Origin of the sequence: Streptomyces sp. NPDC004327, from assembly GCF_042873935.1 — a bacterium.
Lineage (GTDB): Bacteria > Actinomycetota > Actinomycetes > Streptomycetales > Streptomycetaceae > Streptomyces.
The window spans coordinates 147,148-160,397 of sequence record NZ_JBIAME010000011.1; the positions used below are offsets into that span (position 1 = coordinate 147,148).

The following is a 13,250-nucleotide window of genomic DNA, read 5'->3' on the forward strand; positions in this document are numbered from 1 at the left end:
AGGATGCCGTGTTTCGCCGTGTCCGTCCGGCGTTTGTACTCCTCCGAACAGAAGACCGGGTTGCCTCCGGCATACCCATGCGTGCAATACACCTCGGGTTCGTGTACCGAAGGTAATCCTACGATCACCCGTCCGTGCATGGCGTTTCAAGAAACGCCACCATTCGCCACCCCTTCGAATGAACTCGCCGCGCGGAGAACGCGATTCACTTGACATGCGACGGAACGGGGTCGGTGAACCGGAGCGCGAGGAGGCGCGCGCGACGGTCCGCACCACCCGCCGCACCACCGCGCGCCGCCGCCCGGGAACGACCGGGGACGACCGGCGACGAAGCGTGGCGGACGGTAGCGGCGCTCCTCCGGTCCGTAACCACCGGCGCGTTCGACCCGTTGGAGGGGGCATGGGCTTCACGATCGGCGGCATGCGCGAGATGCGGTCCGGCTCGCGTCGCCGCGTACGCACCAGTGAGTGCACCGCGGTGGCGGAGTACACCGGACTGTGGGGCTGGGACGTGGTCCCGGGGGCGCGCGCGGTGGCCGGCCGGTGCTCCTGCGGCGATCCCGGCTGCACGGCTCCGGGGGCGCACCCGCTGTCCTTCGCCGAGCCGGTCCCGGCGGGCGCGGGGCTCGACGTCGCGACCAAGGCGTGGTCGGAGTACCCGGGCGCGGCGGTCATGCTGCCGGTCGGCCGGGCCTTCGACGTGATCGAGGTCGCCGAGGCGGCGGGCCGCCGGGCGCTGGTCCGGCTCGAACGCATGGGGCTGCCGCTGGGGCCGGTGTGCGCGACGCCGACCGGCCGGGCGCGGTTCTTCGTGGCGCCGGGCGCGGCGGCCGAGCTGCCGCGGCTGCTCTACCGGATGGGCTGGGACGACGCCGGCCTGGACCTGCACGGTCTCGGGCCGGGCACCCACATCACGGCCCCGCCCTCCGACCTCGGCGGGCACGGGCCGGTGCGCTGGCTGCGGCCCCCGACGCTCGACACCGCGGGCGCGCCGCCGCAGGCCCGGCTGCTGCTCGGGACGCTGGCGTACATCTGTCACCGCACCCATTACTGACCGGACCGGCCACCGGGCGATCCCGGTCACACGAGAAGGGCCCCTGCCGTTGAGCTGCGGCAGGGGCCCTTCTCGTACGCGCGTGTGCGCGGTGGTGTCAGTCGCCGATCAGGGCGTCGACGAACGCGCCCGGCTCGAACGGGGCCAGGTCGTCCGGGCCCTCGCCCAGACCGATCAGCTTGACCGGGACGCCCAGCTCGCGCTGGACGGCGACGACGATGCCGCCCTTGGCGGTGCCGTCGAGCTTGGTCAGGACGATGCCGGTGATGTCGACGACCTCGGCGAAGACGCGGGCCTGGATGAGGCCGTTCTGGCCGGTGGTGGCGTCGAGGACGAGCAGCACCTCGTCGAGCGGGCCGTGCTTCTCGACGACGCGCTTGACCTTGCCGAGCTCGTCCATGAGGCCGGTCTTGGTGTGCAGCCGGCCGGCGGTGTCGATGAGGACGACGTCGGCCTTCTCGGCGATGCCCTCCTTGACGGCGTCGAAGGCGATCGACGCCGGGTCGCCGCCCTCCGGGCCGCGGACGGTGCGGGCGCCGACGCGCTCGCCCCAGGTCTGCAGCTGGTCGGCGGCGGCGGCGCGGAAGGTGTCGGCGGCGCCGAGGACGACGGACTTGCCGTCGGCGACCAGGACCCGGGCCAGCTTGCCGGTGGTGGTGGTCTTGCCGGTGCCGTTGACACCGACGACCATCACGACGCCGGGGACGTCCTCGGGGCTCTCGGTCTTCACCGCGCGGTCGAGGTCGGGGCCGAGGAGGGCGATCAGCTCCTCGCGCAGCAGCCCGCGGAGCTCCTCGGGGGTGCGGGTGCCGAGCACCTTGACGCGCTCGCGCAGCCGCTCGACGAGTTCCTGGGTGGGGGCGACGCCGACGTCGGCGGTGAGGAGGGTCTCCTCGATCTCCTCCCAGGTGTCCTCGTCGAGGTGCTCGCGGGACAGCAGCGAGAGCAGCCCCTTGCCGAGCGAGTTCTGGGAGCGGGCGAGCCGGGCCCGGAGCCGTACGAGACGGCCGGCGGTGGGCTCCGGGACCTCGATCTCGGGGGCGGCGGGCGCCTCGGGAGCGGCCGGCTCCTCGGCGACCGGGGCCTCGGCGGCTTCGGCGGGGGCCGGGAGTTCGACCTCCTCGACGGTGCGGCGTGGTTCTTCCCGCAGCGTCTCCGCCTCGTCGCCGACATGCGGTTCGGCGGGCGGAGCGGTGATGGTCGGGGCGGTGGACGGCGGCTCGGCGGGCGGCAGCCGCTTCTTCTTGCGGCCGCTGACCACGAGCCCGCCGGTCACGGCGACCGCGACGACCAGAGCGATGACTACAGCAAGGATGAGTTCCATAACCGGTCCAGTATCGGCCACGCGGAGGCAGAACGCGGAGCACGTAAAGTGGGTGGTTCCCCCACATCTGTACGACGGAGTACTCCTATGCCCCACGTGTCCGAGTCCGAAGCGGCGCCGAGCGGCGGCGCCCTGGAGAGCCGCGGGCTCGAACCCGTCCCCGACAACGAGCGGACCGGCCGGGTCCGTGAGCTGTTCCCGACCTGGGTGGCGGCCAACATCAGTGTGCTGCTGCTCACGATGGGCGCCGGCCTGGTCGTGTTCAACGGCCTGAACCTGTGGCAGGTGCTGGTGGTGGCGCTGGTCGCACCGGTCCTGTCGTACGGGATCGTCGGTGTGATCTCGATCGCGGGCAAGCGCGGCGGGGCGCCGGGCATGGCGCTGTCGCGGGCCGTGTTCGGACAGCGCGGAAACCTTTTTCCCGGGGCGCTGATCTGGGTGGCCCGGTGGGGCTGGGAGACCATCAACGCGGTGGCCGGCGCCTATGCCGTGCTCACGGTGCTCGACCTGGTCTTCGGCGTGAAGTCGAACACCTTCCTGATCGTGGTGACGCTGTTGGTCTTCGTCGCCTGCACGTTCCTGGTGTCGGGGCTCGGGATCAACGCGCTGCGGGTGTGCAGCAAGTGGTCCACGTACCTCTTCGGCGCCTTCTCGGTGCTCGTCCTCGGCTATCTGGTGGCGGACACCGACTGGTCTGCGGTCTTCGCCAAGCCGGCCGGTTCGACGGCGATGCTCGTCGCGGGCATCGGGACGATCGCGGCGGGCGGCATCAGCTGGGTGCCGTCGGGCCCGGACTTCACCCGCTATCTGCCGCGCACCGCGTCCTCGAAGGCCGTGGTGGGCTCGACGGTCGGCGGCGCCGGGATCGTGGTGCTGCCGATGGTGCTGATGGGCGCGGTGATGGCGGTGGCCACGCCGAGCCTGGCCTCGGCGCAGGACCCGGTGTCGTTCATCGGCGAGCTGCTGCCGATGTGGATCTCGGTGCCGTATCTGCTGATCGCGCTGATCGGCATGCTGCTGATCAACTCGATGTCGATGTACTCGGCCGGCTTCACGGCGCAGACACTGGGCATCCGGGTGCCGCGGGCGGCGGCGGTGAGCGTGAACGCGGTGATCAGCCTGGTCTTCGGCTTCCTGCTGATGGTGGTGGCGAAGAGCTTCACCGGCTCGTTCATCTCCTTCCTGACGCTGCTCGCGGTGGCGTTCTCCGCGTGGATCGGCGTCTTCGGCGTGGACATGCTGCGGCGGAGGTCGTACGACGCGGCGGCGCTGATGGACACCACGCGGACCAGCGCGTACTGGTACCGGGGCGGTTTCGCCTGGCAGGCGATGACGGCGTGGGGCACGGCCCTGGTGGCGGGCCTGCTGTTCACGAAGGTGGACTGGTTCGCGGGGCCGCTGGCCTCGTCCTGGATCGGGCGGAACGGGCTCGGCTGGGCGGCGACGATCGTGGTAGCGGGCGTGCTGTACGCGGTGCTGCCGCGGGACCGCGAGCCCGTGGCCGATGCCCCGGAGCCCGTCGGAGCGCGCGAGCCGGCGTCCGTCTGAGCGTTCACATCTGACGCCTCGTCAGCTAACGTCCCCCTCCACGACGCACCCGTGGAGGGGGACTTTCCCATGCCGTTCACCGTCGTCCGGTTCAACCTCGTCGATCCGCACGCCGATCCGGTCTCCCTCTCGGCCCGCTACCGCGCCGCCGTCGAGATGGCCGCGTACGCGGACACCCACGGCGTCGACACCGTGCAGACCGAGGAGCACCACGGCGCCGTCAACAACTGGCTGCCCTCCCCCTTCGCCTTCGCGGGCGCGGTGTTCGGCGCGACGAAGCGCCTGGCCGTCACCGTGTCGGCGATCATCGGGCCGCTGCACGATCCGCTGCGGCTCGCCGAGGAGATCGCGGTCCTGGACCTGCTGAGCGGGGGCCGGCTGGTGACGGTCGCCGGGATCGGCTACCGGCCGGAGGAGTACGAGGAGCGCGGCGTCGACTGGGGCCGGCGCGGCAGGCTGCAGGACCTGCTCCTGGAGACTCTGCTTGCGGCCTGGTCCGGCGAGCCGTTCACGTACCAGGGTCGTACGGTGCGGATCACCCCGCGGCCCTTCACCCAGCCGCACCCGCTGCTCCTGGTCGGCGGCTCGTCGAAGGCGGCGGCCCGGCGGGCGGCCCGGCTCGGGCTGCCGCTCTTCCCGAGCGCGCACCTGCCGGAGCTGGAGACGTACTACCGGGAGCAGTGCGCCGCCTACGGGACGGAGGGCTGGACGATGATGCCGGCCCGCGAGACGCCGCTGCTGCACGTGTCGGAGGACCCGGACCGGACCTGGGCGCAGTACGGGGAGCACTTCCTGCACGAGGCGCGGACCTATGCCTCCTGGCAGTCGAAGGACATCCGCTCGGCGGTCCGCTCGGCGGCGGCGTCGGTGGCGGAGCTGCGGGCGGAGGGCGTGTACCGGGTGGTGACGCCGGACGAGTGCGCCGCGCTGGGGCGTGAGCTGGAGAGTCTGGTGCTGCATCCGCTGTGCGGCGGGATGCCGGTCGAGGAGGGGTGGCGGAGCGTGCGGCTGTTCTGCGACGCCGTGCTGCCGGGGCGGTGACCCGGCCGCACGGCCCGCACTCCACGCTCCGCACCGCTGAAAACGTACTGCCCCGGTTCGAGGCGTAGGGCCTTGGACCGGGGCAGTTCCGTGCGTGAGGAGAGGGGCAGCGGGGTTTAGCCCATCTCCTCCAACGCCTTGCCCTTGGTCTCCTTGACGTACCGGAGCACGAAGGGGATCGAGAGCACGGCGAAGAACGTGTAGATCAGGTAGGTGCCGGAGAGGTTCCAGTCGGCGAGCGACGGGAAGCTGGCGGTGATGGCCCAGTTGGCGATCCACTGGGCGGAGGCGGCGACGCCGAGGGCCGCGGCGCGGATCCGGTTGGGGAACATCTCGCCGAGGAAGACCCAGACCACCACGCCCCACGAGAGGGCGAAGAAGAGCACGAAGACATGGGCGGCGACGAGCGCCACGACGCCCTGGGTGGTGGGCAGCTTGCCGTCGACGAGGTCGGCGGAGAAGGCCCAGGCCTCGACGGCGAGGGCGATCGCCATGCCGACGGAGCCGACGAGGGCGAGCGGCTTGCGGCCGACGCGGTCGACCAGGACCATCGCGATCACCGTGCCGATGATGTTGATGATCGACGTGGTGAAGGAGTAGAGGAACGAGCTCGACGGGTCGATGCCGACGGACTGCCAGAGCGTCGCGGAGTAGTAGAAGGCGACGTTGATGCCGACGAGCTGCTGGAAGACGGAGAGTCCGATGCCGACCCAGACGATGGGCAGCAGCCGGAACTTGCTGCCGGCGGCGAGCAGGTCCTTGAAGGTGGACTTGTGCTCGCTGCGCATGGCCTGGTCGATCTCGGCGACCCGGCGGTCCAGGTCGACGCCGTGGCCCTCGACCTCGGCGAGCACCTCCTTGGCCTTCTCGGTGCGGCCGACGGAGATGAGGAAGCGCGGGGACTCGGGGATCGCGAAGGACAGCAGGCCGTAGAGCAGGGCGGGCACGACCATCACGCCGAGCATCCACTGCCAGGCCTCCAGGCCGCCGATCTGGCCGCGCTGATCGCCGTCGGCGAGCTGGAGGATGCCGTAGTTGACCAGCTGGGAGATGGCGATGCCGATGACGATGGCGGCCTGCTGGAAGGAGCCGAGCCGGCCGCGGTAGGCGGCGGGGGCCACCTCGGCGATGTAGGCGGGGCCGATCACGGACGCCATGCCGATGGCGAAGCCGCCGACGATCCGCCAGAAGGCCAGGTCCCAGAGGGCGAAGGGCAGCGCGGAGCCGACGGCGCTGACGGCGAAGAGGCCGGCGGAGATCCGCATGCAGCGGATGCGGCCGATGCGGTCGGCGATCCGGCCGGCGGTGGCGGCGCCGATGGCGCAGCCGATCAGGGCGATGGCGATGACCTGGGCGAGGCCGGCGGAGCCGATGCTGTAGCGGTCGCGGATGGCTTCGACGGCGCCGTTGATGACCGAGCTGTCGTAGCCGAAGAGGAAGCCGCCCATCGCGGCGGAGGCCGTGATGAAGATGACGTGTCCGATGTGGTCCGGATGGGCCGATCGGCCTTCGGACGAAGGCGGTGTGGGCGCCTGCGCGGTGCTGGTCACAAGGACTCCTCGGGGCTCCGGCAGCGTCGCCGGGCGGTGGGGGGCGAGCCCTTCCAGTGGCGCACAACTTCACGCCGCCCACCACGTGAAGGTAAAAGCAACGTTGCAGAGACTATGCCTTCAGGTTTCGAAGTCAATAGTCGATGTCGTATGACTTGAAACTCATGTGAAGGTGTCTTGTCTTCACATGTTGAAGGAATGGCCTCAGCGCAGACGCTGACTGATCACCTTCGAGACGCCGTCGCCCTGCATGGACACGCCGTACAGCGCGTCGGCGACCTCCATCGTCCGCTTCTGGTGCGTGATCACGATCAGCTGCGAGGACTCCTGGAGCTCCTGCATGATCCGGATGAGCCGCTGCAGGTTGGTGTCGTCGAGCGCCGCCTCGACCTCGTCCATCACGTAGAACGGACTGGGCCGGGCCTTGAAGATGGAGACCAGCAGCGCCACGGCCGTCAGCGAGCGCTCGCCGCCGGAGAGCAGCGAGAGCCGCTTGACCTTCTTGCCCGGCGGGCGGGCCTCGACGTCGACGCCGGTGGCGAGCATGTCGTCCGGGTCGGTGAGCACGAGCCGGCCCTCGCCGCCCGGGAAGAGCCGCGAGAACACGCCCTCGAACTCGCGGGCGGTGTCCCGGTACGCCTCGGTGAAGACCTGCTCGACCCGCAGGTCGACCTCCTTCACGACCTGAAGGAGGTCGGCGCGGGTCTTCTTCAGGTCGTCGAGCTGCTCGGAGAGGAACTTGTGGCGCTCCTCCAGGGCCGCGAACTCCTCCAGGGCGAGCGGATTGACCTTGCCGAGCTGCTGGTACGCACGTTCGGCGGCCTTCAGCCGCTTCTCCTGCTCCGAACGGACGAAGGGCCGCGGCCGGTCGCGCGGATCGTCCGGGTCGTCGGCGTCGTCGGCGTCGCCGGGGAGTTGTCCGCCCTCGGCGGGCAGCGACGGCGGTACGGGCTGGTGCGGGCCGTACTCGTCGACCAGGACGGCGGGCTCCACGCCCAGCTCCTCCAGGGCGCGGCCCTCCAGCTGCTCGATCCGCAGCCGCTTCTCGGCGCCGAGGACCTCGCCGCGGTGCACCGAGTCGGTGAGCTTGTCCAGCGCCGCCTTGAGGTCCCGGCCGTGGCCGCGGGCCGCGGTCAGGCCCTGCTCGCGGGCGCTCTTCGCGGCCTCGGCGAGGGCGCGCTCCCGCTCGGCGCGGACCAGGGACACCTCGGCGTGCGCGAGCAGCTGGCGGGCGCCGGACGCGACGGCGGCGGCGACCTCGGCCTCGTGGCGCAGCCGGGCGCGGCGCTGCTCGGCCCGGGCGCGGGCCTCGCGCTCGGCGCGGGCGGCGCGGTCGAGGGAGTCGGCGCGGCCGGCCAGGCCCTTGACGCGTTCCTCGTGGGTGCGGACCTGGAGGCGGGCCTCCATCTCGGTCTGGCGCGCGTTGGAGCCGTCGATCGCGAGCCGGTCGCGCACCGAGGTGTCGGGCTCCTCCTCCGCGGGGCCCCCCTCGGCGACGAGCAGCCGCTCGGTCAGCTCCTCGGCCTCCACGAGCGCCCGCGCCAGCGCCTCTTCGGCGCGGGCGGCCGCGGCGGCCGCCCGCTCGGCCTCGCCCGCCGCGGCCCTGGCCTGCCCGGCGAGCCGGCCGAGCTGCTGCGCCACCCGCGACTTCTCCCGGTCGGCGGTCCGGCGCCGCTCGCCCAACTCCTCGACGAGCAGCGAGGCTTCCCGCCGCCGCTCCTGCGCCGCCTCCTTCTCCCGCGTCAGCTCCGCGCACCGCACGTCGAGTTCGGCCAGCTCCGCCGCCGCCTCGTCCACGGACGCCTGCACCTCCAGGAGGCTGGGCGCCCCGGCGGACCCGCCCTGTGCGAAGTGCGCCCCGAGCAGGTCGCCTTCGGCGGTGACCGCGGTCAACCCGGGCCTCGCGCGGACGACTTCGACGGCACGGTCGAGCGAGTCGACGACGACGGTGTCGCGCAGCAGACGCCGTACGGATCCCATGAGTTCGGCGGGGCCGGTGAGGAGGCGGGCGGCGGGCGTGGCGCCGTCGACGGCGGGAGGCTCCTCCGCTTCCTCCTCGGGGCCGGCGAGGAGCAGCGACGCCCGGCCCGCGTCCTGCTTGCGCAGCAGGCGCAGGGCCTCGGCCGCGGCGGCCGGGTCCGTCATGGCGAGCGCGTCGGCGGCGGCGCCGAGCGCGGCGGCCAGCGCGATCTCGTGGCCCGGGGTGACGTGGAGGAGTTCGGCGGCGGGGCCGAGGAGGCCGGTGAGGCCGGCGGCGAGGAGCGTGCCGGTGCCGTCCTTGCGGCGCAGTCCCAGGGCGAGGGCGTCGTGGCGGGCGCGGGTGGCGGCGCGGGCCCGGTCGGCGTCGGCGGCGGACTCGCGGGCGGCGCCGAGGGCGGCCTCCGCGTCGGCGAGGGCGCGGCGGGCGGTCTCGTACCGCTCCCCCAGTTCGGTGTCGCCCGCGTCCAGGCCGTCGACCTCGGCCCGCAGCTGCTCGTACTCCTCCTGCGCGGCGGCCGCCCGCTCCCGGGCCTCGTCGCGGGCGGCGGCGAGCCGGTCGATCTCGGCCTGGGCGGACGCGGCGCGCGAGCGGGCGGCGTTGACCTGCCCGTGCAGGCGGGCCAGGCCCTCGCGGCGGTCGGCGAGGGCGCGGGCGGCGTCCTTGAGGCGGCGCTCCTCCACGGCGAGGGCGCGCTCCAGTTCGGCGCGGTGGGCGACGGTGTCGTCGAGGGCGCGCTCGGCGGCCTCCAGGGCGGCGGCCAGCTCGGCCTCCTGCTCGCGGACCCGGGCCGCCTCGCGCTCCAGGTCCTCGGGGTCGCGGCCGCGCCGCTCCTCCGCGGGCTCGGCGGTCGCGCTCGTGACGCGGGCGTCGGCGAGCGAGACCGTGCCGCGCACCCGCTCGGCGAGCTGCGACAGCTCGTACCAGGTCTGCTGGGCCCGCTGGAGCCGCGGCACGAGGCGCCGCACCTCCTCCTCCAGGCCGGCCTCCCGGGCGAGCGCCGCCTTCAGTTCGGCCTCGGTGGCCGCCTTGCGGGCGAGCAGCGCGGCCTCGTCGGCGATCTCCTCGTCGAGCGCCTTCCTGAGCCGTACGAGGTCGTCGGCGAGCAGCCGCAGGCGGGCGTCGCGCAGGTCGGCCTGGATGACGGCGGCGCGGCGGGCGACGGCGGCCTGCCGGCCGAGCGGCTTGAGCTGGCGGCGCAGTTCGTCGGCGAGGTCCTGCACACGGGCGAGGTTGGCCTGCATCGCGTCGAGCTTCCGCAGCGCCTTCTCCTTGCGCTTGCGGTGCTTGAGGACGCCGGCGGCCTCCTCGATGAAGGCGCGGCGGCCCATCGGGTCGGCGTGCAGCACGGAGTCGAGCCGGCCCTGGCCGACGATGACGTGCATCTCGCGGCCGATGCCGGAGTCGGAGAGCAGGTCCTGGATGTCGAGCAGCCGGCAGGTGTCGCCGTTGATCTGGTACTCGCTGCTGCCACCGCGGAACATGATCCGGGTGATCGTGACCTCGGCGTAGTCGATGGGCAGCGCGCCGTCGGAGTTGTCGATGGTCAGCGAGACCTCGGCGCGGCCGAGCGGGGGGCGCCCGGTCGTGCCGGCGAAGATGACGTCCTCCATCTTGCCGCCGCGCAGCGACTTGGCGCCCTGCTCGCCCATGACCCAGGACAGGGCGTCCACGACGTTGGACTTGCCCGAGCCGTTGGGCCCGACGACGCAGGTGATTCCCGGTTCGAACCGCAGCGTGGTGGCGGAGGCGAACGACTTGAAACCGCGGAGCGTCAGGGCCTTGAGGTGCACGGCGGCTGACTCTACCCGCGGTCCCGGGTTTCACCCGTGAGCACGGTGGGCACACCCTCCCCCAAGGAATCCACGTCAGTGGCACACGGGGGTCGTGACGACTCAAGAAAGAAGGGACGCCTGGGCGTCCCTTGCATATCCAGCTGTGGTGTCCAGCTGCTGTCTGGCTGTGCCAGCGAGAGTGTTTCTCACCCTGGCCCCGGCACGGGGCGTCAGGTGAGCGCAGGCTCCGCCTTGGGAACGTCGAGGTCGATGCTGTCGAGCAGCGACTCGCCATGCTGTGCGGCGGCAGCGGTCAGCGCGTCGTTCTCGGACTGGATCCGAACCAGCTCGGACTCGAGGTCCTGGACGCGCTGCTGAAGCCGTCGCATCTCGGCGAGGAGTCGCGGGTCGGAGCCGCCGACGTAACCGAGAAGCGCCTTTGCCATGATGGATGGTCCTCCACACTGAGTGACCGACCGAAGCGGTGTGGGTCGTGAGGGATTCGCACCCGCGGTGCCCGATCGTGCTCTTTGTCGTGCCGGTTTCCACGGTCGGACAGCTGAGGTGCGCGGGGGCTTCCAGAGTCTCACCAAAAAGTTTGACGGTCAACACGATCACGCCCTGCATCAAGGGTCCACCGGGGGGCTCGCGGCCGTACGGAACACGGCGGCGCCTCGCGACTCGGTGCCTGGGGGGCGTGGGGATCATCCTTGCGCGCGCGGGCTGACAAGGCAAGTGCTTCGCCGCGACCACCAGGCAATTCGCACTCCCGGGAGCGCTCCCCGAACGTCCGCCCGAGGGCCGCGCGAACCCTCGGCCGGAGCCCTCGGAACAAGATCGTCAAGCCGTGCTCAGCGGACCTCGAAGCCGTCGTAGATGCCGCGCGGAGTGGCCCAGATCTCCGTCACGCCGTCGACGCGCCCGGGCGTGTCGCCCTCGCGCAGCCAGTCGAGCAGACGGTGGCAATTCTCACGCGGCCCCTCGGCCACGACCTGGACCCGCCCGTCGTCGAGGTTCAGCGCGAAGCCGGTGAGCCCGCCGATCTCCAGCGCGTTTGCCCTGGTGAACCAGCGGAAGCCCACTCCCTGTACCCGGCCGCGCACCCAGGCGGTCATCCGTACGTCCTCATCCATGGCTGCACGCTAGCGGTCGGATCACGGAAGGAGCACGTCAGCCCCTCGTGTCATGGCGTACAGTCCCGACGGAACGGGGCTCACCCGGTTGGCCGAGCCCCCGGCGACCGGATCCACAGAAGCAAAGATCAGCAAAGATCCGGGTCCGGTCGAAGCGGAACATTCCAGTCAGGGAGGCGGAGCAGATGGGACGGCATCGCGGCGCACGGCGCAGCGCACCCGTACGCACCGGGCTGCTCGGTGTCTCCACGGCGGTCGCGGCCGGCGCGATCGCCGTCGCGGCGGGCCTGCTGCCCGGCGGCGAGACCTTCACGCTCGGCGGTACGAGTGCGAACGAGCAGAAGATCGAGGCCCAGCAGGCGCCGAGCCTGAACACCCAGGGCGGCGCCTCGGCGACCCCCGAGACCACGGCCGCGCGCGCCGGCGGACCGGCCGGCAGCGGCAAGGCCGCCGCGCCCTCCGCACCCGCCGCTTCTTCCAAGGCCCCGGCGCCGAAGCCCTCCACCCCGAAGAGCACGGTGACCCCGAGCCCCCAGCCGACGGCGCCGAAGACGCACGAGGCTCCCAAGGCGTCCACGTCCCCGGCGGCGAAGCCGGTGCGGACGGTCCGCCCGACCCGGACCGTCACCGTCCCGGCCGCCCCCGCGCCGACCGCCACCGTCCGTTCGCTGACCGCGCGCGAGAGCTCCGCCGAGGCGGAGGTCGTCCGGCTGGTGAACGCCGAGCGCGCCAAGGTCGGCTGCCCCGTCGTCCGCTCGGACGCCGATCTCGCCTCCCTGGCCGGCGCCTTCAGCGCCGACATGGCCGCCCGCGGCTTCTTCGACCACACCGACCCGGACGGCGCCACCCCGTGGGCCCGCGCCACCAAGGCCGGCATCACCGGCCTCGGCGCCGAGAACATAGCCCGCGGCCAGGTCGACGCCGCCGCCGTGATGCGCTCGTGGATGGCCAGCGACGGTCACCGCGCGAACATCCTGAACTGCGACTACACGGTGATCGGCGTGGGTGTGCACTTCGGCGCCGGCGGCCCGTGGTGGACGCAGGACTTCGGCACCTGAGCCGCCGAGGAAGCCGTACGCGAGAGGGCCCCGTCACCGGTCACCGGTGACGGGGCCCTCCGCGTCGCGCGGGGGAAGTCCGGGCGTCAGGCCGCGGCCTTGCCGAGCGCGAAGGTGCGGGCGGTCTCGGCGACGCGCCGGCCGAGGTGCTCGGCGGTGGCGATGTCGGCCTTGTGGACGCCGTCCGGGCCCAGGTCGTTGTGGGTCTGGGCGCCGGCGCCGGCGAAGATGCCGAGGCGGTTGAGGTCGTTCTCGGAGGCCTCGCTGGTGTTCCAGCCGGGCTTCAGGCCGAGGTTGATCCAGGTCATGCCGTGCTGGCCGGCCAGCGTCTGGAAGAACTGCAGGGTGTGCAGCTTGTCGCCGCTCTTGGAGCCGGAGTTGGTGAAGCCGGCCGCGAGCTTGTCCAGCCAGGCGTCGGTGAACCAGCGCTTCGAGGTGGCCTCGGCGAACTGGTGGAAGGCGCCGGACGCGGTGCCCATGTAGGTCGGCGAGCCGAAGACGATCGCGTCGGAGGAGTCCAGGAGCTCCCACTCGGCGTCGGTGATCTCACCGACGTTGATCACGTGGACGGTGGCACCGGCGTCCGCGGCACCGGCCCGGACGGCCTCGGCGAGCACGGCGGTGTGGCCGTAGCCGGAGTGGTAGGCGATGGAGACGACGGGCGTGGTCACAGAGGACTCCTCGAACAGCTCGGACGGGGGGTGCGGGGAACACCGCCCCGGGGACATCGGAAGCGGGAACACCAGAAGTAGAGCACTAACTTTTCGAAAGCGCAAACCTCTGGAGAGC

The 13,250-nt window shown here is 72.3% G+C and carries 10 protein-coding genes; 4 read left to right on the forward strand and 6 right to left on the reverse strand.

What is annotated here, in order from left to right; genetic code table 11:
- Nucleotides 1-400 precede the first annotated feature (400 nt).
- A complete protein-coding gene (locus tag ACFYU9_RS32395; RefSeq protein ID WP_389347187.1) occupies nucleotides 401-1,054 on the forward strand; it encodes a bifunctional DNA primase/polymerase in 654 nt (217 codons plus the stop codon).
- A gap of 97 nt (nucleotides 1,055-1,151) precedes the next feature.
- Here the strand turns inward: ACFYU9_RS32395 and ftsY are convergent, their stop codons facing one another.
- Nucleotides 1,152-2,378, reverse strand: a complete 1,227-nt coding sequence (gene ftsY / locus ACFYU9_RS32400; RefSeq protein ID WP_389208956.1) for a signal recognition particle-docking protein FtsY — start codon at nucleotides 2,376-2,378, stop codon at nucleotides 1,152-1,154.
- Between the two features lie 87 nt (nucleotides 2,379-2,465).
- Between ftsY and ACFYU9_RS32405 the strand changes: the two genes are divergently transcribed.
- A complete protein-coding gene (locus tag ACFYU9_RS32405) occupies nucleotides 2,466-3,926 on the forward strand; it encodes a cytosine permease (RefSeq protein ID WP_389208954.1) in 1,461 nt (486 codons plus the stop codon).
- 69 nt (nucleotides 3,927-3,995) lie between these two features.
- On the forward strand, nucleotides 3,996-4,967 hold the full coding sequence (locus ACFYU9_RS32410) for an LLM class flavin-dependent oxidoreductase (protein ID WP_389347189.1): 972 nt from the start codon (nucleotides 3,996-3,998) through the stop codon (nucleotides 4,965-4,967).
- A 116-nt stretch (nucleotides 4,968-5,083) separates the two neighbouring features.
- Here the strand turns inward: ACFYU9_RS32410 and ACFYU9_RS32415 are convergent, their stop codons facing one another.
- The 4 genes from ACFYU9_RS32415 to ACFYU9_RS32430 all read right to left on the reverse strand — a co-directional run bounded on the left by ACFYU9_RS32415 (nucleotide 5,084) and on the right by ACFYU9_RS32430 (nucleotide 11,403).
- Nucleotides 5,084-6,517 (reverse strand): sugar porter family MFS transporter, encoded by a 1,434-nt coding sequence (locus ACFYU9_RS32415; RefSeq protein WP_389208951.1) that lies wholly within the window; start codon nucleotides 6,515-6,517, stop codon nucleotides 5,084-5,086.
- Nucleotides 6,518-6,721: 204 nt separating this feature from the next.
- Nucleotides 6,722-10,288 carry a chromosome segregation protein SMC gene (smc, locus tag ACFYU9_RS32420; RefSeq protein WP_389347192.1) on the reverse strand — a complete coding sequence of 1,189 codons (3,567 nt, stop codon included), beginning with the start codon at nucleotides 10,286-10,288 and terminating at the stop codon, nucleotides 6,722-6,724.
- A 212-nt stretch (nucleotides 10,289-10,500) separates the two neighbouring features.
- Nucleotides 10,501-10,716: a hypothetical protein gene (locus tag ACFYU9_RS32425; protein WP_389208947.1), complete on the reverse strand. Its 216-nt coding sequence runs from the start codon at nucleotides 10,714-10,716 to the stop codon at nucleotides 10,501-10,503.
- Nucleotides 10,717-11,121: 405 nt separating this feature from the next.
- Nucleotides 11,122-11,403, reverse strand: coding sequence for an acylphosphatase (locus ACFYU9_RS32430; protein WP_389208944.1), 282 nt, complete (start codon nucleotides 11,401-11,403; stop codon nucleotides 11,122-11,124).
- Nucleotides 11,404-11,588: 185 nt separating this feature from the next.
- Between ACFYU9_RS32430 and ACFYU9_RS32435 the strand changes: the two genes are divergently transcribed.
- Nucleotides 11,589-12,461 (forward strand): CAP domain-containing protein, encoded by an 873-nt coding sequence (locus tag ACFYU9_RS32435; protein ID WP_389347194.1) that lies wholly within the window; start codon nucleotides 11,589-11,591, stop codon nucleotides 12,459-12,461.
- 86 nt (nucleotides 12,462-12,547) lie between these two features.
- On the opposite strand, the gene ACFYU9_RS32440 is transcribed toward ACFYU9_RS32435, so the two are convergent.
- Nucleotides 12,548-13,132, reverse strand: coding sequence for a flavodoxin family protein (locus ACFYU9_RS32440; protein WP_389208941.1), 585 nt, complete (start codon nucleotides 13,130-13,132; stop codon nucleotides 12,548-12,550).
- Nucleotides 13,133-13,250: the final 118 nt, after the last annotated feature.